Here is a 25,661-nt window from a genome sequence, read left to right on the forward strand (position 1 = left end):
GAGATTATTATAACTGTAAAAATTACCGGCAAACAAATAACACATAACTATGCTTATCGATAGTTATGTGTTATCTCACTAGAAGTAATCGTAGAAGCTGACTTTGCCTGTTGCAAAATGAATTTCTTTATCAGAATATTTTTCAACTAAACCTAGTTCAATTCCTTGCTCTAAAGACAAATGTCCCAGCAAAATCTTCGTCCAAGTGCGAATATCGGCTGAATAATCCATCAAGGCCGCATTAGTCGACTTTTCGATCGTATTTGGTTGATCTAGGTTATTGTGAATCTTCCAAACTCCATTATTCCACTGACAATAATTATCGCCAGTAACTTCTAATTTGACTGAACTGAACGGACTCTTGATCTTCACGATTGATAGAATTTTGCCAAAATCAATAATTCTACTCATCATGTATGGTTCAAGCGAAATCTTTAGCGTATGAATTTCGGGAAACAACTCTTCTAAAGTCGACCCCTCTGGCATAGCAATCTTAAATTGCTTGAACGAAGCTGCATGACTTCCCATATATGATAAAAGTGCCTTAGCAGCCAGAGAATTTTCATAGAAGAATTCATCAACTACAAAATTATCTTGTTCAAATTTATAAAACATATAAGCCCTTGGCTGGCTTTGTTCATCAAGATAAACAGCTACAAAACGATCAGGATAATATGTCTTAAGTCGCTCCCACCACCATTTAGCGCGAACGATTGTATTCTTTTCATCGCCAGAGTTAATTGCTCGATTGTAAACTTGCTTAACCAAGCTCAAGATTTGTTCATCATCGGCTTTAGCACGCAAGATTTGACCATCTTTTATCGGTTTGAAAAAGCGCAAGGATGCTCCTGCAAAGCTAATGATCTTTTGATAAATCGCATTTTCATAGCCATATTGACGATAAAACGATTCAGAAAATGGTGCTAAATTAGACAAAGGCACATCGTTTTTGTAGCAATCATTTAAAATTTCTTCCATGATTCTAGAAATATCGCCGCGACCCCTGTTTTCAGGATAAGAAGACACATAGCCTACCCCAGCCATCTTTACAGGCGCATTGAAAATCATGCTCTCAAATTTGTTAGCCATAACGTAACTTTTTAGTTCGCCATCATGAAATTCCCCATATCCATCACTATGCTCGTACCGACTTAAAAAGTTAGGATCGTTAACGACGGAATTCCTTTTCAAAAAGGCATATTCCACTAGGGATGCAATTTCATGCAGTGTTTTGTCATCTTTATTTAGTTTCATGTTGTTTTCTCGACTTTCGATAGCTATACACTACAATTATATCGATTTAGCAGAGAATTTTGAACACGATTTCATGATTTTACTAAGAAAGTATCCGCAGATGAACAAAAAGACCGCAATCTGCGATCTTTTACTACATCATTTTTTCTAAATAAGCTAAAACGCCTTGTTCATTATTGGAAGTAGTTACGTGTTTTGCCACTTTAAGCAAAGTAGGATTGGCATTTGACATTGCTACGCCATCGCCTACTTCCTTGATCATTTCCAAATCATTTCCCCCATCGCCAAAAGCACACATTTCATCTAAAGAGATGCCTAATATTTGGCCCAATTCTGCTAATCCATGGGCTTTATGAATACCTGGTTGAATAAGATCAATATCGCCATGACCGCTACTTGTTGCATTGCAATAATCTTTCAATTCCTTTTGGAACAAATACATATAATAATTTGTCATGAAATTTAAATGGTTCATGATCATGATCAGGCTCAATTACGGCATGTTTATTGCCATCAAAGTTTAAAATATGTAGTTCCTCACTCATTCCTATTCCTCCCAACATCTATTTCAATTCCATAGTATCTTCAGAAAATTTTATCGGAAGTTCATCAGACCATTTTTCTGTAACGGTGTTAATCACTTTAAAGCCAAATTTTTCATATAACTTTTTGGCTTTAATATTGTCACTAAAAACTGCTAATTTCACCGGCCGTGGTAGTTGAACTAGTGCTTGTTTCATTAATGCCGTACCTATTCCTTTTTTCTGCATTTGGGGCAATACGTACAAAAATTCAAGTCGTCTGTTTCCTAGACCAACAAATCCTACGACTTGATCATCTTCTTCAGCAACATAAATCTTGCATGACAAGAAATAATCAAGATATGGTGCATCCCTTAATGGAATAAAAGTTTCAGCCAATCCTTCTGACTCTAATTCTTGCATTCGCCCTTGATCCATTATCTTTGCTATATCATCAAAGTTATCTGACTTATATTTTCTAATATTAATTTTTGCCAAAGCTAGTTACCCCCCTATAATTCCACTAAAAATCAACAACCAAATTAAATTTGTTTTTTAATTATAACATAATTATTTTTGTAAATTGCAATAATAAATTGAACATTTAGGCTGTTTGATAGATTTTATCTAATTCTCTTTCGAAGATTTCATCTGGTGTGTGATATGCCAGGATCTTTCTGGATAAAGAGTTGCATTATTGTGACTACAATTGTAAACTAATAAGTGTCAGGAGGCTACAAATGTAAACTTGAAATTTAATTAATGGAGGAAGCCAATTGAAGGATGCAAAGAATGTAACCATCACCGATTCTGAATGGATGGTTATGAAAGTAATTTGGACAATGGGACATGCGACTAGTCGTGAACTAATTGATGCTATGAACGAATTAGAAGGCTGGTCAGCTTCAACAACCAAAACGCTACTTCACAGGTTGATTCAAAAACAGGCGGTTGCGCAGCATGGCGGTAGTCGACCATTCACGTATAAGCCGGTTGTTGGCGAGAAGGAATCAATGGCGGCAGCGGCAGATGATTTGTTTGACCATATGTGTGCGATGCGGGCTGGTTCAACAATTGCCGGCGTTATTCAGTCAAGGGAACTCTCACGGGCGGATATTGCGAACTTACAGGCGATTCTAGCTGAAAAGGCCAAAACAGCGCCCGAGGAAGTTCAGTGTAACTGCTTGCCAGGTGATCAAACGTGTTAAGACTGTGGAGTTCTGTTTACTTTTAGGATTGCTGCACAAAAATCCCGAGCCCGGGGATTCCCACACAAGGAACTTATATTTAGGCTTCTAACCGCTTTGCTAGGCACACTTATTTTTAGGGGGTCGATAATCATGGAAAATAAAGAGGAACATATGAACATGAAAAACATGAGTGCTAAGAATATGGAAAATAATGAATCAAATATGAGTCATATGGATCACGATATGACCGAAACGGATCACAGCCAAATGAACATGAATCACGGTGATATGGATATGGCTGGGACCGACATGATGATGCACGGTGGCTCAATGATGCATATGGGGAATTTGAAAGTTAAATTTTGGGTCTCCGTTGTCTTAGCGATTCCAGTTTTACTGTTAGCACCAATCATGGGTTTAAACGTTTCCATCCTTAGTTTCAGTTCACCGCTAATTGTTGGCATTATCATCGTTTTGTTTGATACGGCACTTTACTTTTATGGCGGAATGCCCTTTTTAAAGGGGGCTAAAGCGGAAATTCAGAATAAATCTCCTGAAATGATGACGCTAGTAACCCTTGGAATTTCCGTTTCATATTTCTACAGTTTGTACGCATTTATTGCCAACAACTTCTTGAACCCGGCAAATCCTGTAATGGATTTTTCGTTCGAACTTGCAACCCTGATTTTAATTATGCTTCTAGGACACTGGATTGAAATGAATGCATTGATGGGGGCTGGGAATGCATTACAAAAGATGGCGGCTCTGTTGCCTAAGACGGCCCATCTAGTTACAGATAATGGTGAAACAAAAGAAGTGCCAGTATCTGATTTAAAAGTTGGTCAAGCTTTCCAAGTGCGTTCAGGTGAGAGTATTCCAGCCGATGGTGTTATTACGGCTGGTGAGTCGACCGTGAATGAAGCACTGGTAACCGGTGAATCTGCTGCCGTTACCAAGAACGTTGGCGATAAGGTCATTGGTGGTACAATCAACAATAACGGGACGCTAACGGTTAAAATTAGTGGTACTGGTGACTCCGGCTATCTTTCTCAAGTAATGAAAATGGTTCGAAATGCCCAGCAAGCTAAATCTAAAGCAGAAGATAAAGCTGATTTAGTTGCTAAGTATCTATTTTACGCGGCACTTGGTGTTGGGATTATTGCTTTCTTTACCTGGTTACCCCAGGGATTGGCGACTGCAATGACGATCATGGTGACCGTCTTCGTGATTGCTTGCCCGCATGCATTAGGATTAGCGATTCCATTAGTGGTTTCTCGTTCTACTACGATTGGCGCTCAAAATGGGCTATTAGTTCGAAATCGCCAAGCCATTGAAGCAAGTCAACATGTTAGCCACGTTCTCTTGGATAAAACTGGCACGTTAACAGAAGGTAAATTTACGGTGAATGCATTGATTCCAAATGATGGGATTGACGAAACAACGTTATTAAGCCGACTGGCCGCCCTTGAAAATAATTCGACTCATCCGCTGGCCCAAGCAATCATTGCTGAAGCCCAAGCGAAGAACATTGAAGTCGTTGCGGCTGAAAAGTCTCAAAATATTCCGGGCGTTGGTATTTCCGGTAATATTGATGGCACTGACTATATGATTGTTAATGGTAACTATTTAACGAAGCAAGGGATCAGGTTTGACAAAGCCACTGCTGATAAATGGGCTGCTAAGGGTAATTCCGTCAGCTTCCTATTGCAGGGCACCCAAGTTCAAGGAATGGTTGCTGAAGGCGACACCATCAAAGCGAGTGCTAAGGAATTAATTAGTGGTCTTCAGAGGCGAGGAATTACCCCTGTAATGCTCACTGGTGATAATCCAAAAGCCGCGGAACACGTTGCTAACTTACTAGGATTGACTGAATTCCATGCAGGCCTATTACCAGATGATAAGCAAAAGATTATTGCTGATTATCAAGCAAAGGGCAATCACGTCATCATGGTTGGTGACGGCGTAAATGACGCACCAAGTCTTTCCGCGGCCGATATTGGAATTGCAATTGGTGCCGGAACCGATGTTGCCATTGATTCCGCTGATGTTGTGTTGGTTAAATCAGAACCTAGCGATATTTTACATTTTCTTGATTTGGCTAAAATCACAAATCGGAAAATGGTTCAAAATCTCTGGTGGGGAGCAGGCTACAATATTGTCGCAATTCCACTCGCTGCCGGTGTGTTGTCATTTATGGGAATCACTCTAGACCCAGCCGTTGGTGCTGTGGCCATGGCGATGTCGTCAATTATCGTGGCAATTAATGCGATGGGATTGACTGGTAAAAAGATAAAAAACGTATAATTAAGTGATGACAAAAAGAGGAGAAAGACCAGCTACTAGCCTGGTCTTTCTCCTCTTTTTGTTGAGCATCTTGTTTTTACACTATAATTTTTTCGTTGCTGTACTGATTATAACATAGAGACTATAATTTTGAAATTTTTAGTATTTTCACGTAAGTGGCAATATTTTTGCGGTAACCCATAAACCATTAGTCTAATCTTGCTTTCTTAAATATTTATATGATTTAATCTTCTGCCTAAATCACTCAAATATCTACCCCCCAGCTACTTGCGCTGTGAGTGTACCCTGTTGTATTCCCAAGTGAGCCTCAAGCAAAAAATTAATTAGCCAGCGTTTATATTTACCAGAAATTTTTGTCTTGTGTGTTTCTAAAGTATAGACAAAGAAAAATTCTATTTCTTCTGGATCGTTTAACAATTTTTCAAAATAATCAAGATTGTATCGCCAATAACGTTTAAGCCCACGCAATTTATATTTATCGATGATATATTCGTTCGATTTTGCCATTGCTTGTTCCTTTCTAACTATTAATGTCTCAATAGCTTGCCATTTTTGCCTAAAGAAGCAATTCGTGGATGCCCTGCTCTTTTATCTTTTAATTTTACATCGCTTCCACCATGGTTATCTCTATCTTTAGAGATTCTATAACCTGTCTTAGGGTCTTCCTAATCATTTGTACCCTTTACCTTTTTAGTAAATCGGCTTAAACCCACATGATCTTTATCTTTCATAATCTTTTTAGAAATTTTTGGTAAGTCGAGACTCTTGAACAATACCACCATTTTTGTAAAGCTGGCCGCTCCAGCAGCAACGCTGCCAATTGGACCCAAGCCAACTCCACCAGAGCTAATTCCTAACATATCCCGGCTCTTGTATGGCACAGAAGTATCAATAACTTAATGACATTGAATCCTTTGGTTTAGCCATTTTTGTAAAAATACGTTGATATATTTCAACATAATTTTCAACAAAAATAGGCATATTCATTTCAATATGAATATGCCTATTTATTTCTATTTATTACTTCAGATCCCAAGTTTCTACCAACAAGTTATAAAACTTCTTAGCAGGCTCACTTGCATCTTTTCGATAATATAGGCCATACTGAGCCTTCAAATCAATATTTAATGGCCTAAAAACATAAGACTTCAAATTTGCTTCTATCCCGTCTGCAATACAGATCAGATAGTTGTTGTACTGTGCTTTAGCAAAAAATGCGGAATCATAGACTCCATAATTCTTAATCGTGATCTCAGGATAATGATCAAATTGCTCCTTGATGCTATCACTCATAACAGAAATACCATTCTGAACCATCGCAACGCTATAGCCTTTTAAATCATCAAAATCGATAGTCTGCTTCTTTGACAAAGGATTATTTTCTGGCATTGCGATATAAATATTCTTATAAAGTAAAGGCAAAAAGTCAAACGCATCATCTATCAACTTATTGGCCTCATAGGTTTCAATAAAATCAATATCAGGATTAATATTGGTCAATCCATAAAGCATTTCAAACTCAATATTAAACTTATGTCTAAAATCCACATTCTTTGCAATTGCTTTATTCATCAAAATTGGTTGCTTTGCGAAAATAGTTCCTATTGTAATAGTCTTAGATAAGCTGGAAACAATATCGACCATGTCGTCTTCCAAAGAGACCATCTTTTTGGCTAACGGCAAGATTCTCTTGGCTGCTTCTGTCAACTTAATCGAATGCGTTTCCCGTTCAAACAATTTGGTATCTAACTCTTCTTCAAGCTTATTAATTTGTTGAATAATTGCTGATCTAGTTACATACAACCGTCTTGCCGTCTCCGAAAAATTCTTCGTCTTGCAGACATCTACAAAAATATTTAATCGCCGAGTATCCAATCTCCATCACCCCTTCAACAAAGATTGTACAGCATCTGCTTATCAAAGTCATGCGAAAGATACTACACAAAAAAATAACACTTGGGTTATAATAAGCATAGAGGTTTTAAGAAAAGTACGGATAGTGAGTATCAAAAGTCGAAGTATTCGCGTGTGGTAAAAATGTGCCTCTTTTGAGGTAGCGTATGCAAGCGGTAATTGTGCTTATCTTATAATACTTATTCTAATATGCACGCATATTGCATAGCCTCAGGGAAACATATATCTTATCTAATTCACATCTTTACATTAAAAGAGACAGCTAATCAAAGGGAGGTTAACTGTCTCTTATTTTTTATCTTTATTTTTATGATTTAGTAGCAAACTATTTGAAGTGGTTATCTATTTTTTATAAAAAGTGCTATAATTGTCTTATAAAAAAAGAGAGCTATTACCAGTAGCTCCCTTTACACAGATCCGTTATAAACGGTGGTAAATTACGTTAACTAAAAAGCTGCGCAACTCGACCAAAAGTGATACGCGGCTTTTTAGTTTGCCTACCTAATTCCACAAATCGTGGAATGCTGCGATCATTCAAAGGGGGGCCAAAGACACTTTTTCATGTCGACATTGCCATTTGCTTTGAATTCAATACCTTCTGCCTTAAGCAACTGCCTCTGTTGCTGCCAACCTGGAACTAGTCTTCCAGCCGAATTAACTACCCGGTGGCAAGGATAATCACCAAAATCTTCTGCTTGATGAAGGATTCGGCCAACCAGACGGGCATTTTTGTCATGACCAGTCAATTTAGCAATCACCCCGTAACTAGCCACTTTGCCAGTAGGTATTTCACTAACAGCCGACAAAACTTCATAAATCAAGTCTTCGTCTAACTTCATCATGTCTATTCTTTCCTAGTCCTTAAGCAAAATACTCTGGTACTGGACGATTGAAGCTCTTCAAACGAGGCATGAAGTTGTTATTTTCATCCAAGGCAATTTCTGTAAACGATGAGTTCCTTGGCACACCTACGCTAAGGATATCCAAACCGAATATTCCAGCAATCAAGCAGCGAATCGTAAAGCCATGACAAACCAGCATCACAGTCTTATCACCTGCTTGCTTTTTTAAATCATCCATAAAATTCATGCAACGATCAATCACATCTTGATAGCTTTCAGCTCCAGTCGCATCTTTGATATAGTTCGTCCCAATCATTAACTCAAAGTCAAAGTCGTCTGGGTAAGTAGTGCGCAAATAATTTTCATCAGCGCCTTCCCATGAACCGAAATTCATTTCCATCAAGCGATCGTCAGTTAAGAAATCTTTTCCTTGCGTTAATATTTCCGCAGTCTGCTGAGCTCTTATCAGAGGACTAGCATAAATTAAGTCAATTTGTTCTAACTTCAAACTTTCGCTAGCTTTAGTTGTAATTTTGATCCCTTTTTGACTTAATTCTAGATTGCTTTTGGCACCTGAGACTGTTCTAGCAACATTTGCCTGACTTAGGCCGTGTCTTACTAAGATTAACTTCAAAATCTGCATCCCCGTTCTGTTGATATTTTTCAAAATTCGTCATTTTGTACTTTCTTAATTATAGAAAAAATTACCCATCATTGATAGTCAATTCGATCAGATCATTGATCTATCAGGAAAATTAACTGATTATTTTAACAAGCGTTTATTTGGACCTTTAGAAAACAAACATGCTATAATGAACTTACACACAGTGAATAACTCCTTGGACTTCTTCCATATTTGGGTTTACATACTTGTAAAAAAGCTACATTACCCCAGTTGGATAATGTAGCTTTTTTCGTCTCTTATTTGCAATTTTTACATGAACATCATGCCACTCCAAGCAGTGCCTGGATATGCGTCATTGATTATGTTTAAGTAGAACTTTCTAACTGAAGGTGATAATTGTGACTTTAAAGCCAAGCTTCTGACTTGTGCTAAAAAGTCGTTCAACACTCTTTGCATGTATTGGCCCTTTTCTAGTCTATTCTTTACCCTAATTAATGCATCACGCTCTTCAGCTTTGATAGTGGTATCTTGCAAAATTTGATCAATATCGGTAAGAATTATTTTTTCTGTTTCGATTTTTCTTTTTCTACCAAACATTTTTCACATTAGCTCTTTCATTTGAAATATCCACAATTTTATATCTAAATTTAGAAAAATTCAACATCAAAATTACCATTTGAATTACTTGTAAAAAAGCGATTCTACCCTAATTAGATAAAATCACTTTTTTGCAAAGCAAATAATTATTTCGCATTAATTTGTCGATAGATTTTCAAAAATCTTGGATCTAATTTATCAGCTACCTGAAGCAATGATTCAATATCCCCCTTAGTTGGAATCCAACCATGAACGGCATTATTCACGACTGCTGACTTAAGCTCCAAGTAAGTTTCAGGATCAGCAACTTCTACGCCCTGAATCTTTTGAATGTCATCATTTATTTCTAGAAATACCTTATCATCACTTTCCATATTCGCGTCCCTCTAACACACTTTGCCTAAAATGCTTACATCCCTAGTGTACTTATAAATCATGCGACTTGCAATATGCAAAACGAAGCTTTATCAAATAGTTTACAGCTTTTTTAATTTTCTTAAGATTTTCTATAGGCTGAGCATATTATTATATATTTTGGGAGCCATGGTGCTAGACTATGATTGTAGCGATGGATAGTCGCTACACATCCCCTCTATATCAATACTAATTGATATTTCATCCTGTAAACCTACTAACTAACAGGATGCAGAACCTACACACTATACATGACATCCTATTCTCGGAGATATCCTTCTCTTTATATTATAGTTATACTTAAAACTCGTTTACATTTAACTCCGAGACATATTCCTTAAGCGTCCAGACATCTTTCATGTCTGGATTTTGCTTTTTTATAGCTAATTTAGCTGCTTATGCCACTGATTAAATATCTGCTCATAAGCTAATACATTCTGCTTATTTGGTTCAAACCTAGCTTGTCCATGATCAACAATGGGCAAGCTTTTTTGATAAACACTAAAGCCTAGCACCGCAGCTCCTAAGGCAGAAGCATCCCCTTGCTTAGTCAAATTCACTGGCAAATTCAAGATGTCTGCCAGCATCTGCAAAACGCCGTCAACACCAGCTAATCCGCCACTAACGTTAACTTCTTTGATTTCTCCTAATAAGGGTGCAATCAAGGTATAGTTTTCGCACAAATTGAATAAAATTCCTTCCAAAATTGCTCTAAGCAAGTCTGCCTTGGTGTTATCCGCCCGCAAGTTCAGCAATTTTCCTGAGGCATTTGCATCCCACAAAGGCGCCCTTTCGCCATAAAGATATGGATAAAATAAAATTCCATGGCTGCCTAAACTAGAAGAAGCTACTAAGTCATCCATTTCTTCAAAAGATAACCCTAGTATCTGCTTCCACCAAGCCCAAATATTTCCGCAATTGTTGGACGGGGCACCTACTACCCAGCGAGTTGGCATTAAATAATAAACAAAAGCCTTGCCAGATGGATCAAGTTTGCGCTGGCTAACTTCGCTTCTGATAGCTGAAGAAGTACCCAAGCTAATCGATAAAGAAGTAGCTGGATTTGCCTGGGCAAGATTGCTCAAAGTCCCATCTGATGCCCCAATGACCAAGTCTTTAGCCTCAAGGCCTAGTTCTTTCATCAAGGCTGAATTAATAATCTCAAGCTTGCTAGTTGTATCGATTGCTTCAGGCAACTTTTCAGCAGTCAAATCTAAATACTGAAGAGCCTCTTGATCCCATGAGTTAGTTTCATGATCAAAAAAGCCGTAGCTATCGGCCAAGCTATAGTCTGTCTGATACTTGCCGGTAAATTGATACACCAAAAAGCTTTTCAAATCAATCCAGCGATCGACTGATTGATAAAGATCCGGATTTTCAGCTTTTAGCCAGCTCAATTTAACTAGTGGAGTCATGGGATGAAGCGGTACGCCTGAGCGTTTGGCAATTGCAGCTAACTTTGCATCTTTAGCATATTTAGCTGCCCGGGTATCTGCCCAGCTGTAAAGCGGCGTAATTGCTTGGTGATTCTTGATTCCAATCAGGCTATGCATAGCCGTCGACATGGTAATTGCACAAGGCTCGTCAATCCTAGCAGCAACTTCTTTCAATCCTTGTTTGACCGCTGACCAAATTTCGCCTATATCTTCTTCAGCTTGTCCAGGCAGTTGACAGCGCAGCTGATAGCCATGGGCTGCTTTAGCTACTACTTTTCCCTTTTCATCGAAAACTATTACCTTTGCATTGGTCGTACCAACATCGATTGCAATCATTAACATCCCAGTGTCCTCTTTTCTTAACACTTACATAACAATTATAACAATTTATTATTTTTCGAATAGAAAAAAATTGTACGCAAAAAGAGCGCAAACAAATTATGTTCGCACTCCTTTTAAATCTCACGTGAAATTGTAAATACACTCAATAAAATTCAATACACTAACTCAATTAGAGTCTGTCAAAAAAATTCACTCGCATCCAGCTAAATAAGCTAGCGTCTTGCCTTAAGCAAGAAAAAATCAAATCAATCAAAAAATATTTACAAGTTAAGTATACCATGAAGAGAACAATTGAGTCATCAAAAGCAATAGAGTAGAAGGAGTTTAACAACTCGCCCCTCTCATTGCACCGGACGTACGGTTCCGTATCCGGCGCTACATTTGTAATTATTTACGAAATATATAGTATTCTAGCGGATCGACCAAGCCTGGGCGATCCGCTTTGCTTATGCCCAATACTTTTGGGCTAAGCAAAAAGTTAATGACATGCCCTGTACTGCGTTTATACCAACCTAGACGGGTATTAGCCACTTTATGAATATCTTCATCGTTAAAGTTCTCAGTGCCTTGTTAATCCGCATCAAGTTAGTATATATTCGTTTTGGCAGTTTCCATTGTTTAATGATTACCACCCGTATTTTATGACGCAACCATTGACTGAATTTAGTTAGAAATTGCTTCATTCCGCCAATTTTAAAGTAGTTGATCCAGCCCCTAACCACTTGGTTTACCTTCGTAAAGACTAGTGATAGCGGTTGTGCAACTGCTTTCCTGCGACAGAGGAGCTCTCTAATCTTGTCGTAAAGTTTGGCTTTACGATCGTCTCCTGGTCTTGTCTGCCAAGAGTTACCGCTTTTCCAAAAGCCAAAACCGAGAAAGTTGCTCTTAGTTGGTTTAACAACCTTTGTTTTGGTTGCGTTGACCTTTAAGAAGAGTTTTCTTTCTAGCCAGGATGAAATTGAATCCATCACGCGTTTGGCAGATTTACCACTTTTGACAAAAATATTGCAGTCATCGGCATAGCGCACAAAGTGCAAGCCTCTTTGTTCCAATTCTTGGTCCATTTTATCTAAATAGATATTAGACAGAATTGGCGAAAGAGGTCCGCCTTGCGGGACGCCTAATTTATTAGGCTTAACCAAACCATCTTCCATAATTCCGGCTTTCAAGAATGCCCGAATCAAATGGAGGGTGGTTTTGTCATTTACTCTTTCTCTAATTATTGAAATTAATTTGTCATGATTTACCGTGTCAAAGTATTTCTCAGTGTCAAGATCGACCACCCATTGATAACCGTCATTCAAGTATTCTAGAACTTGATTGATGGCATCATGAGCACTGCGTCCAGGTCTAAATCCATAACTATGCTCGCTAAAATGAGGATCATAGATCTTCATTAGCACTTGAGCAATCGCTTGTTGGATTACCCGGTCTACGACCGTGGGTATTCCTAAAGGTCGCTTTTTGCCATTGGCTTTAGGCATGTAGACTCTTCTAACAGCTTGCGGACGGTATTTCATTTTTATGATTGCATCTTTTCTCTCTCATTAATAGAATTTAGGTATTCTTTTCGTCTCATTTCAGAAGAAAAATCCACCTGATCTAATATCTTATTTAAGATACTGTCTTGATCCAATTCTTCTTTATCTTCTAAATACAATATTGAAAAATCTATATTCGGATCCATATCTCTTAGACATGTTTTCTCTTTTATATATCGGTTTTTCGATACCTTCATAAGGGTCGCCATGACACGAGTAATATCTTCGTCGCGGATTATTGGTGACACATTTACAACAGGAACAGATAGTTTAGATAGTTTCGTGGTTGAAACAATCATTTGAACCTTATCTAAGTTCTTTCCCTTTAGTTCGTTCAAAGATAAAACAGATACTGAGCATGAAGATGGCAAAAAGTTTTGCAGACGAGTTAATGCTAATGAACTAGTCCCAATTCCATGCGGACACACAAAATAAATTTGCTTTTGATCTTGCATTCTTTCTATTGCTGCTTGAAAGTGAATGGTTATAAACCCAACCTCATCATCCGATATAAATATTTCGTTACTTAGACTGGAATTTTTTATACAATACCAAACTATCCCAAAAAGCTTTCCATAATTGATTTTTATTTCTTTCAAAATTGGGTTAACAATTGTCGTATTCGTTCTTGAACGTTTGATCAATTGACTTATATGTATTAGCAAGTCATTCAATAACTTAGAATCATTGCCTATATCTACTCCATATTCATCGCCTATGTCGTATATTAATTTTTCGACTTTTTCTTTCAAATTGCTCTCAATTCGATTCTCCTTCAAAACCAGATCAAATCCATTTGCAAGCAGAATATATGTCAAATATCTTATCTCTTCTTCTGAAAATGTATAAATTTCTGATGCTTCCAATTCTCTTAACAGTGAGTTACAAATTGGATAATTTGCCAGTTCAATCCTAGGAATTTTGGGATTATGGAAGTCATTTACCTTAAATCCTTTCTTGCTACGAGAGATGTATATTGCCAATATCAAAGTAATATTTTCAAAATATAAATCGGAGATTCTATACGACTTTTTGTCCAAAACATTATGAATTATTTTCATAACATCTTCTTCCAATGAGGGATGCAAAAATAGTTTATCAATACCACAATCTTTGTTCTCTAAAATAACTCTTTTTATAACTGATTGTTTTGCAACTTCTTCAGAGTCAATGTATGAGCCATCATTATCAAAGCTTATCTGTAAATTATCCTGCGATATGAATTCTCTTATCCAGGCAATATCATTAGCTATGCTTGAGCGAGATACTAAGTATTCGTCAGATAAAGCTTGATAAGAAAGATGCTCTCCATTTAGTAGATCATTCAGTATATAATATTTACGATTTTTACTATTCAACTTATCTAACTGTGTCATATATTTCTCTCCTTCTTAAATCAAATATATATTACTTTTTATATTGTAAGAAGATCAAAAAATATTCTTTTTTTTGCAAAAAAAGTGAACACCTTTGATTTACATGCACGAAAATCATCATTCTTGTTATTCTTTTTGCTTGATAAAGTTTTGACAATTTTTGAGAAAAACAAAAGTGTCTGGGAAAATAAAAATAACGAGAAAAAGACGATCAAGCAACTCAAATTAAGAGTTGGATTGATCGTCTTTTGGTATCTGAGAGTTAGTTTTTTCCCAGACACAGCTCCATTAATCCTATTTTCCCTGTGCTTTAACAGGAATTACATCAGTAGCTTTATAAACTGAACTTAATGATGTCAGGCCACGGTAATAAAATTCACCGTTATACTTAGTAATGAATGGGTTATTTAAAAAATATGCATAATCGTTAGTACCAGAAGCTATATTAGTCAAAGTTTCTGTAAGATTCTCACGTAAGTTACCATATGAATCAATCGCATAAACAGGAATTTTAGCATTAGTAAATTTAAGTCCTACTTCATTAACTCGATAGTTGTTGTTTAAAGCTGCTTTGAGTAAAGCATCATACTTCTTAAATTCAGCGCTATTTGCAAAATTATCAAGTTTTACGTCATTTGCTCTTACAAAATATGGCGTTTTGGCCTCAACTTTTAAGTAATAGTTGCCATCTAACTTAACAACTGGACCAACAAGATAACCAATATTATTGCCCTTGTTAATCATTTTACCTGTCTTTGTTAAGCTGAAATCTCCGGAACGCAATGCTTGCTCTGTTAAGTTAGCTGCTTGATAAATTGGTGTATCAGTTTTAGCCACTAAAACACTGGTACGATCATCATATTTAATTAACTGAGCATACTTACTCAAAGTAGCATCACTAGCTAAATCAGTTTGATTGTCCGAACTTTCAAAGCTGCTATTAACTTTACTTGCTTTTGGTGCTAGTTTGGCAAAATCGCTAAGCTTCAGATCAGTATATGTTTGTTTATCAACCGTTTGATAGCCTGATGCCGTGTAGCCCGTTTCTGTTATCTCCAAGACCAACTTAGTATTGTGATTGATCATCAGTGCTCTAGCAGATGTTCGCTTTCCATCTTTTGAGCTCTTATCATACTTGGCTGAATACAAGTTTGTAGCCATCTGAGTGATTTTTTTGGCTTCATCATTGGTCAAATGATCATAACTATTTACAGTAATTTGATTTCCTTGAAGACTATTTAATTCTTGTTGTAAGAACCAAACAGCTTGATCAATTTCCATTTGTGACGATTTTGCTTGAGCTGCTTGTTTTGCTAGTTTAAGAGCACTATCAAAATTAGCCCTGTAGTGATAGGTTGAATTTAAATATTTTGCAGTAGAACGGACACTATCTGCAGACTTTATCAGTTGCTCCAACTCGGTTTTATCAGCCTTTTTATTGAACGTAGTTTGGGCATCTTTGGCTGAATTGTACAATTTTACACTCGGACCATACTCATAGCGGACATCTGCAACTTTAACATATAAAGGAGTTGAATTTTGAGTATCACTGATTCGGTAGAATAATTCAGCTTGATTATCAGCTGGTACCCATAAATAAATCCGTTCAATTCCTTGCATCAAATGATTCTTTCTTACAGAAGAAACAGCTTTACCTGTTGCATCATATAAAGATATTGCTTTAGCTGCAGTTATTGCTGTATAGCTTGTTTCAGCTTCTACACTAAACTTAGGTTGCGTTGATAAAAACGGATCACGAATATATTGATTACTTATACCCTTAATGTGGTAATAACGTACCGTATGGTTACCATCAGCTGTTTCAACGTAACTATCAACAACCAGCGACTTAATTGATGTTAGTTTTTGAGAACTACCAAAATTAGGCCAACTATATGATTCTTTGTTGTATTGACCATTTGGAGTAAAAATTGTTGCTCCCTTTTTTGGTTTAACTACCTGATCGCGAGCAATTATGTAATTGCCATTAACTTCACTTACGTTAGCTGCTTTAACATATTTATTGTTAGCAATTTGATAATACGCATACTTGTGGTACGTACGATAAGGCAGCCAATACTTTTGCGCCTGATTATCCTTAAAATAGTATTTGTAATTCTTAGTCAAAGGCTTAATTGTACCCGTGTATTTAACCGACTCATCTTTTAATAGTTTCCACTTACCTGCATAAGAAGTACGTTTACCTGATTTAGTATAAATGTATGAGTTAGCACGCAAATATAGCTTACCAGTTTGATCCGGTTGCTTAGGATGAACAATTTCATCTGCGTTTACTGAGTTTGACATGCTTGCCAATAAAACTACAGAAGATAATGCCACGACAGTCGATATCAATTTTTTGGTTCTCATAATGACTTCCTTTCGTATCTATTATCTTTGTCTTTTAATACTTAAATTGTACCACTAGCTTTTACTTACAAATGTTAAGAAACCGTTTTCTTTAAAAAGTATTAAAATATAGAATAAGAACTACTATTCATAAAGTGAGGAGCACTATGACACAATCAAAGAAAAAATTTGAATTTCCGACCGCCTATACGGTAATCATCATTATCCTAATTTTAGTTCAGTTACTAACATTCTTTATTCCTGCTGGTAACTATACAACTTTGGCATATGATAAGCCCAAAAATGAGTTTATTATCACAAATCCTGAAGGAAAAACCAGTACTGCAAGTGCAACTAAAGCTACTCTTGACAAATATGGAGTAAAAATTGCTTTAAAGAAATTTACGGATGGTACGATTTATAAACCAGTAGCAATCCCTAATTCTTATCGGAGAATTAAAATCAAGAAGCCAACTTTTATTGAAGCTGTCGAGCAATTTTTAACTTCCCAGGTAAACGGAATTGCCCAAAGCATTGATATTATTGTCTTCGTTTTAATCCTTGGGGGATGTATCGGCATTGTCCACGCCAATGGGGCAATTGATGCTGGAATGGCAAGCCTTTCAAAGAAGATTGAGGGCAAACAAACGCTGTTAATTGTCCTAGTTATGGCACTAATCGCAATTGGAGGGACAACCTTTGGTCTTGCCGAAGAAACTATGGCCTTCTACCCGATTTTAATCCCAGTATTTTTGATGGCTGGCTACGATACAATGACAGTCGTTGGTACCATTTTCTTAGGAACTAGTTTGGGAACGATGGCATCTACCATCAATCCATTCTCAACAGTGATTGCGTCTAACGCAGCTGGGATCAACTTTACTTCCGCATTGCCACTTATATTAGTCATGTGGTTAACCTGCTTAATTGTTGGTATTCTTTATGTTACTCATTATGCTGAAAAAGTTCGAAAAGATCCCACCAAGTCAATCGTTTACGATCAATATGAAGCTGACCGAGTAAAATTCTTAAATTTAGTCACCACAGACACAAAACAGGTTTTTACAATTCGACAAAAATTGACCTTACTTGTCTTTGCTCTAGGATTTATCATTATGATCTGGGGTGTTCAACAAAAAGGCTGGTACTTCACTGAAATTTCGGTAGTATTTTTAGCTGTTGCTTACATTTTTGCACCAATTGCAGGACTAAATGAACATAAATTTATTGAAAGTTTTGTAAAAGGAACTGGAGAAAGAGATCCAAAAGCTGAAAGAAGAAAACTTGCGATTGCGTATTGTGAACGAATACGTAGAAAAAGCCCTCGACCTAGGGTCGAAGGCTTTTGCAAAATAGATTACTTATAAGTAATTTCTTGTACTTCTTGATCATGACTTACGTCGCCAGGCTTAACTTCGCTGACTGATTCAAGTAAATCCATGTTAGTGTAAACCACGATTACTGTGTCATCATAGCCAGCTGCCTGAATCTTGGCAGAATCCATGTTTACTAATTGAGTGCCGTGCTTGACGGTTTGGCCAACTTGAACCAGGGTTTCAAATGGTTCACCCTTCAATTCAACCGTGTCTAAGCCTAAGTGAATCAAGATTTCCAATCCTTCTTCAGTAGTGATGCCGATCGCGTGCTTGGTAGGAAAAACAGTCGTGATAGTTCCATCTACTGGGGCATAAATCTTGCCACTAGTTGACTTTACTGCTAGGCCATCGCCGAGCATCTTGGTTGAAAAGACATCATCTTTAACTTCAGTGATTGGCATAAGTTTGCCATCTGTTGGAGCGTAAACTTGATGTGCTTTTGATTTCTTTTTGCCAAATAATTTAAACATAATGCATAACCTTCTTATCTTAATTTGATAATAACTAGAAGTACAAAGCTAAATGCTAGACCTGCTAGTGAACTAAAAATTGTAAACTTATTTCTCTGCAATACTGCCCTATCATCAGTATACTCTAATGAACCCATGTTCAATAGACCAACAACTGCGATCAAAGCACAAATGATATTAACAAGCATCGCCTGAGCTATGAATTGCGTTACCATGAGCAACTTGAAACTATCCCTGTCAAGAAAATCTTCTTTGTGCAAAAGCAGATAGTATCCTAGAACAAAATCTACTATTGAGACAATCAATGCAAGCGTGATGGTAGGATTCTGTTTGATTATCGCTAGAGGAGTAACTTTTGCGTACACGCTTTGAAATTCAATGAAAGCCCAATATGCTAACGGGGTTAGAAATAAAATGTAACTATAGACCGTTAAGAGTCGCCGAGGGGTAATGTCTAACGATTCTGATAATTTCTTGAGGTATAATTTGCCTCCACTTTTAAGCTTCCCCATTATTCTGCTCCTTTTGATTATTGTGCCAAAGATAATATTCATTGATTAGCAAGTCGACATAAACATAAGCTGGCGAAAAGGATATCTTTTCATTTGAAAACCCTTTATAAGTAGAAAAGTCGATCGTATCGAAAAATAAACTAAAATCGGAAATGGATGTGATTTTGTTAGCACCTGGACGAGTCAGCGAAACAATATTCAGACGGTTGTTAGTAAGTCTGATCTTGTTCAATTCCTCATAAAGCCGTTCCCTATTTCCACTAAAAGTAACGATAATTAGCATATCATCTTTTTTAGCCCAGCTACTGCAACGCCTTAATTCGTCAAATGCCGATGGCAAAACAGTAGTATTCTTGCCTACCAAAAACAGTTCCTTAGCAATGTAATTGGCAATCAATTCTTGCTGCCAACCCGTTGAATACAGATAGACAGTACCTGCTTTCTCTAAGCCTATGAAAAATGGTTCACAATTGTAATGTTTGTATTGTTGAATAACGCCTTTCAAAATACCAGCTGTTTTATCGACAATATCAATAGTCGATTCAACTTCTGTTTCATCAAAAGTTCTCATCAACTCAAATTTCAGTTCGCTATATCCGGATAACCCTAATTTTTTGCATAATCTGAAAATTGCTGATTTTGAAACATACAGCTTTTCAGATAGTTCAGCCAAACTTAGCTGACTGTTGCCTTTTGGGTCATCTAAAAGCTGCTTGACCAATGCTTCATCGGTATCGCTTAGCTTTTTTCTCGCTTCAAAAATTCTAGCACTTAAACTACTCATAACTTCCCTTCACCTATTGCGGTATTGATACAATAAAAATTAATAATATAGTTAATATTATCACAATAAGCCTAGAATTGATATATGTATAGCATAGATACAATTGATAGTGACTAATTAAAGCATTTGCTTCATTTCTGCAACAATGCTGTCAACATCTAAGCCAACTACAACATTGAATTGCTTGCCATTATGTTCAAGAGCGTAAGCACCAACTGACTTGAAGGCTGCTTCATCGGCAACTTTTGCTTCATCAAAGACAGTTACTCTTAAGCGAGTAGCACATGAGTCAAATTTATCGATGTTTTCTTTTCCACCTAATAAGTCAATAAAGCCTGTTGCACGTTCAACAAATGGATTGTCATCAGCTTCGGTGTTTACGTTGCCAGCTTGACCAGATTCATTGATCATATGAACCATTCTTTCAAGAACTTGGGCTACGTCCAAACCAACAATAACTTGAAGGGCTTGACCGTGGTGAACGACATTAACGGCCTTGTTTTGCTTGAAGGCTGAGTCTGGAGCAACCTTGTTTGGATCAACAACGGTGATTCTCAATCTAGTTGCACAAGAGTTGATTTCAGTAATGTTTGCAGGGCCTCCTAACAATTGCAAGTAAGCAGTTGCTCTTGCAATGTATGGATCGTTTGCATCAGTTGCTTGAGCTGATTCAGCAGCCTTAGCAGCCTTGTATTCAGCCTTAGACATCAATTTAGCATCAACGTCATCTGCTTCACGACCTGGAGTCAAGTAGTTGTTCTTTTCGATCATGAACTTGAAGATAAAGAATGTGAGTGCTGCAAAGATAAGACCAATTGCAAATTGAATCAAGTAAGTTGACCAATGGTTAGCCCAAAGTGGAATCCAGTTTTGAGCAGCGATACCAATGGCACCGTCAGTCATCATACCAACAACACCGAATGAGTACATCAAGGTGTTCATAGTAGCTGCAAGCAATGAGTAGATAATCCACAAACTTGGTGCAGCAAACAAGTAAGTGAAGTCAACTGGTTCAGTAATACCAGCAAATAATGAAGTCAAGGCTGCTGGAATTACCAAAGCAGCAGTTTGCTTTTTCTTGTTCTTTTTAGCTGTTGCGTAGAAGGCAACACAGATAATAGGTGCCAAGAAGACCTTTTCATTACCATATAGAGGGAATCCGAATTGTGGAGCAAGTTGCTTCAATGGAGCTGAACTTGCAGCGAATTCTGATAAGTGTTGCAACCAGTATGGTTGAAGTCCGCCAGCTACTACGGCTGGACCGAATTGGAATGGGATGTATACCAAGTGGTGCAAACCGGTCGGAATCAAGACTCTGTTCAAGAAGTTGAAGATCCAAACGCCGATCACTCCACTAGATACCATGAATGATTGCATTGAGTCGATACCAAGTTGGATTTTTGGCCAAATAAGACAAGTCAAAAATGCAGTTGGGATCATTGCCAAGAAGCCAAGAATTACGATGTAAGTTGAACCTTGGAAAGTTCCGAGGAATTCTGGCAATTTCTTGTCAAAGTAACGGTTGTGAAGCCAAATAACAATACCGGCTACGATCAAGGCACCAACAATAGAAGTGTTCAATGTCTTGATACCAGCGATTTCCTTCAAACCACCGTTAGTTGCGTTGGCAACCAATGGCTTGTTCCAGTTGTTAACGCCAAAGAATGGTCCCCATTGACTTAAGAAACCACCAATAAAGTAGTTAAAAGTCAAATAAGTAACTAATGATTCCATGGCTGCCCGACCCTTGGAACTTCTAGCAAGTCCAATTGGCAAACCAACCACGAACAATAGTTCTACTTGGTTGAAGACGGTCCAACCACCTTGAGAAATTACGTACCAAATTCCATACCACATGGTCCCTTCTTTAGCAATATTGCCAAAGATCATTGGGTTCATGAACAAACTACCAAGGGCAACTACTATACCTGAGAATGAGAACAGTAGGACTGGAACGAACATCGCCCCACCGAATCTCTGCAGTTTCTGCATCATATTTCCTTCACCTCATTTTTTACTCCAAAGATAAAGGCAGCCAGCTACTTCCTCAATAGCAAGCTGCCTTCTCTTTAATTTTTGACTTTTTTATTTCAAGTCGGGCCAGTAAGGCTTGTTTACAACCATCATGTCGTCGAGAATCTTCTTGGCAACGGATGCGTCTGGAACAGTCTTGTTCAAAGCGAATGCTTCGAGCATCTTTACGTATGACTTTTGTTCATAAGCATCTACAACCAACTTTTCACAAGTTACTTGTTCGTTGATCATACCGTATTGCAATCTGCCGGCTTCGCCTTGGCAAATTGGTTGTACGCCGTCTGCACCAAACAAGCAAGGTACTTCAACGATTGCGTCATCAGCGATATTTGAAATTGCACCGTTGTTTGGAATGTTGGCAAGGAATTTTTCATGAGTATTGTAGGCAATTGCGTGGCAAATATCTACAATGTATTCTGAGTGAACTTCTGAGTAGTCCCAAAGGTTTCCCTTAGCAGTTCCTTCCTTGACGATTCTTTCACATTCACCAAAGACTAACTTTTGACGGTATTCAAGAATTTCGTCAGTTCTAGTGTGCTTTGGATCAGCATTCTTAACTTCGTATTGTGGGAAGTAGTAGTATTGCAAGTAAGTGTTTGGCAAAGTAGTTGGGTCTAATTGGTAAACTTCGGCAGCTTCCTTGAAAGTTGCTTCCCAACTTGCTTCGGTATGTTCGTCGTATTCGCCGCCTACCCAGTAGCCGTTCTTAGCAACGTATTCCTTAAGCATTGGAGTTAAGTCTTCGCCAGTCTTGCGGTCGCGAACTTCTTTCCACCAACCAAAGTGGTTCAAACCATAGTACTTAAAGTCTAAGTCTTTAAAGCTCTTACGTCCGGCGATAACAGCCATTCTATCCATTAAGTCGATTGGCATGTCACAAATGTTGATTACCTTAGCATTTGGACGGAATCTTCTACATGCTTCTGAAACGATCGCAATAGTGTTTGAGTAGTTGATCATCCAAGCATTTGGTGAGTATTCTTCCATCCAATCAATGATTTCGATGATTGACTTGATTGAACGAAGTCCGTAAGCCATTCCCCCTGGTCCTGTAGTTTCTTGGCCGTAAACGCCATATTTTAGAGGAATCTTTTCATCGTATGAACGCATTTCGTACTTACCGACACGGATTGAACCCATTACGAAGTCAACATCAGTGAAGGCTTCCTTTGGATCAGTCGTGTATGAAAATTCGATTTCAGGAGCACGTTCCTTCATGATGATGGCAACTGCGTCACCGATCTTCTTTTGACGTTCTGCATCGTTGTCGTAGAACTTCAATTTTCTAAGTGGGAACTTGTCTTGACTCTTTAAAAGATTAATCACAAAGCCTGGTGTAAATGTACTACCACCGCCGGCAATAACAACTGAAAACTTTCTGTTATCCTCAACCATAAGTTAAAATCTCCTTCGGTTTCATTTTTACCTTTTTTCTTGTGAGGTACCTTACATGGTTTATTAAAGCACATTTTTTTGATAAAGAAAGCGATTTCAAAGTGATCGAACTGTTGTTTCGATGATGGGAAACAACGTTTCAAAACCTGAAATATTTTTCAGGTATTATTTAAAGTAGCCTAACCGCTGATTTATTCTAAGTTCTTTAAAGTCTGGTTATTATTTATAGGCCTATTTTCAGCAAGATCTAAAAACGCTTGTTTCGCCTTGATTTCTATATTAGGAAATAAAAATGGTATATACTTTTATCAGACACTTGAATAAAAAAATATATACCTAAGTTATAAGATATGGATTGCATAATCTTGATATATTTATTTTTTATGTTATTTTATAAAAACAACATGTACTAAAAAAGTCATCCAGCTGGATGACTTTACTTAATTATCTAGGATTTGTGAAAAGTTTAGTATTAATTCCTTCTAGCTCTAGCAGCTGAATCTTCTTCTCAATGCCAGCTCGATAGCCAGTTAGGTTATTATTAGCACCAATTACGCGGTGACATGGAATAATGACGGTAATATGATTCTTGCCTACTGCCCCGCCGGCTGCCCGGATAGGTAAATGCTTTGGATCGCTAGAAACTTTTTGAGCTAGGTCCTTATAAGAAATAACTTGACCATAAGGAATCTTCATCAACTCTTGCCAAACTTTGATCTGGAAATCAGTTCCTTGCAAATGCAATTTAGGCGTAAAATCTGGCTTTTGCTTTGCAAAATACAAATCTAGCCATTCTTTGGCATCTTTGACAAAGCTAGATTCGCCCAAGCGATGTTCTGAAGTCAAATTATCTGCATAGCCACGATCATCTTCAAACCATAAACCGGTTAATCCTGCTTGGTCGCTAGCTAGTAGAATTTTTCCAAAGGGCGAATCATAGTAAGAAATTGTTTGCATGTTGTATGTCCTTTTTTGAAAATACTCTTAAAGCTGTTTCTACTTACTGTAACATGTTCCATTGGCTTTTTGCACCTTTATTACTATGTGAGATGCCTTATTTACGGCACCCTATGTTTTCTTATTAATAGACTACCTTGTTTGGGATGGAATATTGAGAATTTTAACAAACCTGTTTATAATTTTCTTTTCTACTGTAGGTTTGTACTGTTATATTAATTCAAAAAATTCTGGTAATAAAAAATAACAAAATATCACCTAACATCAAAAAGCACTCGGCTAATCAGAACCGAGTGCTTTTAAATTATTTACGTATAGTGTATCTATCTAGAGTGGGATATAACCGTTAGACTATCCGTTTTGTCAAAACTACTCACTCAAATCTTCGCCTTGACTGGCGATAACCTTCTTATACCAGTAGAAGGAATCTTTTGGCGTACGTGACAAGTCACCCTTGCCTTCATCATCCTTATTAACATAAACAAAGCCATAGCGCTTGCGCATTTCACCAGTACCAGCACTAACCAAGTCGATGCATCCCCACATGGTGTAGCCCATCAATTCTACGCCATCAATTGTTACAGCATCGCGCATTGAGGCAATGTTTTCTTGCAAGTATTCGATCCGATAATCATCATGAATCTTACCATCTTCAGATACTTGATCTGCCCAACCAATACCATTTTCGACAATCCATAAAGCAGCTGCGTAGCTACCATGTCTGCTATTGCTTCCTCGCTATAGGATGAGCCACCATACAATACAGTTACGATGCTAGAAATCGCATGGCCAATCTCATGCGCTTTGGTAAAAGGCCGCTCAGCTCTGTTGTACCAGTTAGAATTGTACGCAATAACACGGCTACGCTTAAGAGTAAAGCTTGGTGCATGGTCTTCCATAAGAATGGTAAACAGAATATATTTGATATTCGCAATAAATTTATCCAAAAATTCATTAAGTTCCGACTCGCCCTGATAATCAATCCTTAACATCGTCTGCTACACCTTTCCCTATATCATAATCCATCAAGCTCTTCACTATTTCTAAATATTTATCCGGAACATGATAGCCACGATAAGAATACGGCTTATCGTCATCGATTGGGATCGAAGAAACGTCAGGATACGGATGAACCAAGTCGTTTGATCCATTGAGATAATCCGTAGTAGTCCCTAAAACCTCAGCCACTGCTTTTAAGGCTTGGTAAATTTCCAATTATAAATCGAACTCTTGCCCTATCCTGCTCTATCGTTCACCTCTCTCACAGATAAGTGCTGTTTCTTCGCTAATTCCTTGATTCGTTCTAATTCGATCATTATGATCACTAAACTTTCTATCCATAGTAACGAATCTTAATATCACTAAATCAAGACTCATTTCATAGGTAAATTTTAGTAAAAATGCTAACAGTTTTCAATGGCAATGTCA

At 37.5% G+C, this 25,661-nt stretch carries 22 protein-coding genes and 5 pseudogenes; 4 read left to right on the plus strand and 23 right to left on the minus strand.

Annotated features, from left to right (window positions below):
- Positions 1–78: 78 nt before the first annotated feature.
- From BN53_RS02155 to BN53_RS02165, 4 genes and pseudogenes are all read right to left on the minus strand, one after another.
- Positions 79–1,254 (minus strand): GNAT family N-acetyltransferase, encoded by a 1,176-nt coding sequence (locus tag BN53_RS02155; protein WP_009559255.1) that lies wholly within the window; start codon positions 1,252–1,254, stop codon positions 79–81.
- Positions 1,255–1,387: 133 nt separating this feature from the next.
- Positions 1,388–1,675: pseudogene (locus BN53_RS02160) on the minus strand (HAD hydrolase family protein); the annotation flags it as partial.
- Positions 1,647–1,799 carry a hypothetical protein gene (locus BN53_RS09860; protein ID WP_009559257.1) on the minus strand — a complete coding sequence of 51 codons (153 nt, stop codon included), beginning with the start codon at positions 1,797–1,799 and terminating at the stop codon, positions 1,647–1,649. The gene BN53_RS09860 and the pseudogene BN53_RS02160, both read right to left, overlap by 29 nt.
- Positions 1,800–1,817: 18 nt before the next feature.
- A complete protein-coding gene (locus BN53_RS02165; protein WP_050992846.1) occupies positions 1,818–2,213 on the minus strand; it encodes a GNAT family N-acetyltransferase in 396 nt (131 codons plus the stop codon).
- A gap of 338 nt (positions 2,214–2,551) precedes the next feature.
- On the opposite strand from BN53_RS02165, the gene BN53_RS02170 reads away from it, so the two are divergent.
- Together BN53_RS02170 and BN53_RS02175 are read left to right on the plus strand one after the other, a co-directional pair.
- Positions 2,552–2,983, plus strand: a complete 432-nt coding sequence (locus BN53_RS02170; RefSeq protein WP_009559259.1) for a CopY/TcrY family copper transport repressor — start codon at positions 2,552–2,554, stop codon at positions 2,981–2,983.
- A gap of 132 nt (positions 2,984–3,115) precedes the next feature.
- A complete protein-coding gene (locus BN53_RS02175) occupies positions 3,116–5,269 on the plus strand; it encodes a heavy metal translocating P-type ATPase (RefSeq protein ID WP_009559260.1) in 2,154 nt (717 codons plus the stop codon).
- 252 nt (positions 5,270–5,521) lie between these two features.
- Here BN53_RS02175 and BN53_RS02180 read toward each other — a convergent pair whose 3' ends face one another.
- The 11 genes and pseudogenes from BN53_RS02180 to BN53_RS02230 form a co-directional block, all read right to left on the minus strand.
- Positions 5,522–5,776, minus strand: coding sequence for a hypothetical protein (locus tag BN53_RS02180; RefSeq protein WP_009559261.1), 255 nt, complete (start codon positions 5,774–5,776; stop codon positions 5,522–5,524).
- A 158-nt stretch (positions 5,777–5,934) separates the two neighbouring features.
- Entirely contained in the window at positions 5,935–6,129 is a 195-nt protein-coding gene (locus BN53_RS02185; protein ID WP_009559262.1) for a hypothetical protein, read from the minus strand.
- A 160-nt stretch (positions 6,130–6,289) separates the two neighbouring features.
- On the minus strand, positions 6,290–7,144 hold the full coding sequence (locus tag BN53_RS02190; RefSeq protein ID WP_009559263.1) for a LysR family transcriptional regulator: 855 nt from the start codon (positions 7,142–7,144) through the stop codon (positions 6,290–6,292).
- 569 nt (positions 7,145–7,713) lie between these two features.
- The gene (locus tag BN53_RS02195) at positions 7,714–8,025 is read right to left on the minus strand and encodes an MGMT family protein (RefSeq protein ID WP_009559264.1); all 312 of its coding nucleotides are present in this window, start codon (positions 8,023–8,025) and stop codon (positions 7,714–7,716) included.
- A 19-nt stretch (positions 8,026–8,044) separates the two neighbouring features.
- Positions 8,045–8,692, minus strand: a complete 648-nt coding sequence (locus BN53_RS02200; protein WP_236695135.1) for a histidine phosphatase family protein — start codon at positions 8,690–8,692, stop codon at positions 8,045–8,047.
- A gap of 267 nt (positions 8,693–8,959) precedes the next feature.
- A complete protein-coding gene (locus BN53_RS02205) occupies positions 8,960–9,247 on the minus strand; it encodes a bacteriocin immunity family protein (protein ID WP_009559266.1) in 288 nt (95 codons plus the stop codon).
- A gap of 146 nt (positions 9,248–9,393) precedes the next feature.
- Positions 9,394–9,621 (minus strand): hypothetical protein, encoded by a 228-nt coding sequence (locus tag BN53_RS02210; protein WP_009559267.1) that lies wholly within the window; start codon positions 9,619–9,621, stop codon positions 9,394–9,396.
- A 423-nt stretch (positions 9,622–10,044) separates the two neighbouring features.
- Positions 10,045–11,439: a gluconokinase gene (locus tag BN53_RS02215; protein ID WP_009559268.1), complete on the minus strand. Its 1,395-nt coding sequence runs from the start codon at positions 11,437–11,439 to the stop codon at positions 10,045–10,047.
- 387 nt (positions 11,440–11,826) lie between these two features.
- Positions 11,827–12,983: pseudogene (gene ltrA, locus BN53_RS02220) on the minus strand (group II intron reverse transcriptase/maturase); the annotation flags it as partial.
- Positions 12,962–14,356 carry a BglG family transcription antiterminator gene (locus tag BN53_RS02225; protein ID WP_009559270.1) on the minus strand — a complete coding sequence of 465 codons (1,395 nt, stop codon included), beginning with the start codon at positions 14,354–14,356 and terminating at the stop codon, positions 12,962–12,964. The gene BN53_RS02225 and the pseudogene ltrA, both read right to left, overlap by 22 nt.
- Positions 14,357–14,650: 294 nt before the next feature.
- Complete coding sequence (locus BN53_RS02230; RefSeq protein WP_009559271.1) at positions 14,651–16,726, minus strand: SLAP domain-containing protein; 2,076 nt, start codon at positions 16,724–16,726, stop codon at positions 14,651–14,653.
- Between the two features lie 146 nt (positions 16,727–16,872).
- Here BN53_RS02230 and BN53_RS02235 point away from each other — a divergent pair.
- Positions 16,873–17,961, plus strand: a pseudogene (locus BN53_RS02235) (YfcC family protein); the annotation flags it as partial.
- A gap of 101 nt (positions 17,962–18,062) precedes the next feature.
- Here the strand turns inward: BN53_RS02235 and BN53_RS02240 are convergent.
- The 6 genes from BN53_RS02240 to BN53_RS02265 all read right to left on the minus strand — a co-directional run bounded on the left by BN53_RS02240 (position 18,063) and on the right by BN53_RS02265 (position 24,233).
- Positions 18,063–18,551, minus strand: a complete 489-nt coding sequence (locus tag BN53_RS02240; protein WP_009559273.1) for a PTS sugar transporter subunit IIA — start codon at positions 18,549–18,551, stop codon at positions 18,063–18,065.
- 14 nt (positions 18,552–18,565) lie between these two features.
- Positions 18,566–19,063: a hypothetical protein gene (locus BN53_RS02245; protein ID WP_009559274.1), complete on the minus strand. Its 498-nt coding sequence runs from the start codon at positions 19,061–19,063 to the stop codon at positions 18,566–18,568.
- Positions 19,050–19,847: a MurR/RpiR family transcriptional regulator gene (locus tag BN53_RS02250; RefSeq protein ID WP_009559275.1), complete on the minus strand. Its 798-nt coding sequence runs from the start codon at positions 19,845–19,847 to the stop codon at positions 19,050–19,052. The genes BN53_RS02245 and BN53_RS02250 overlap by 14 nt, the downstream gene beginning before the upstream one ends.
- Before the next feature lie 117 nt (positions 19,848–19,964).
- A complete protein-coding gene (locus BN53_RS02255; RefSeq protein WP_009559276.1) occupies positions 19,965–21,842 on the minus strand; it encodes a PTS sugar transporter subunit IIBC in 1,878 nt (625 codons plus the stop codon).
- 90 nt (positions 21,843–21,932) lie between these two features.
- On the minus strand, positions 21,933–23,276 hold the full coding sequence (locus BN53_RS02260) for a family 4 glycosyl hydrolase (protein WP_009559277.1): 1,344 nt from the start codon (positions 23,274–23,276) through the stop codon (positions 21,933–21,935).
- Positions 23,277–23,720: 444 nt separating this feature from the next.
- Positions 23,721–24,233, minus strand: a complete 513-nt coding sequence (locus BN53_RS02265) for a methylated-DNA--[protein]-cysteine S-methyltransferase (protein ID WP_009559278.1) — start codon at positions 24,231–24,233, stop codon at positions 23,721–23,723.
- 112 nt (positions 24,234–24,345) lie between these two features.
- Between BN53_RS02265 and BN53_RS10015 the strand changes: the two are divergent.
- Positions 24,346–24,480, plus strand: a pseudogene (locus BN53_RS10015) (hypothetical protein); the annotation flags it as partial.
- A 122-nt stretch (positions 24,481–24,602) separates the two neighbouring features.
- Here the strand turns inward: BN53_RS10015 and BN53_RS02270 are convergent.
- Both BN53_RS02270 and BN53_RS02280 read right to left on the minus strand, forming a co-directional pair.
- Positions 24,603–24,938: pseudogene (locus tag BN53_RS02270) on the minus strand (family 1 glycosylhydrolase); the annotation flags it as partial.
- A 273-nt stretch (positions 24,939–25,211) separates the two neighbouring features.
- Positions 25,212–25,448: a putative transcriptional regulator gene (locus BN53_RS02280; RefSeq protein ID WP_009559281.1), complete on the minus strand. Its 237-nt coding sequence runs from the start codon at positions 25,446–25,448 to the stop codon at positions 25,212–25,214.
- Between the last annotated feature and the right edge of the window lie 213 nt (positions 25,449–25,661).

Origin of the sequence: Lactobacillus pasteurii DSM 23907 = CRBIP 24.76, assembly GCF_000297025.1 — a bacterium.
Taxonomy (GTDB): Bacteria; Bacillota; Bacilli; order Lactobacillales; family Lactobacillaceae; genus Lactobacillus; species Lactobacillus pasteurii.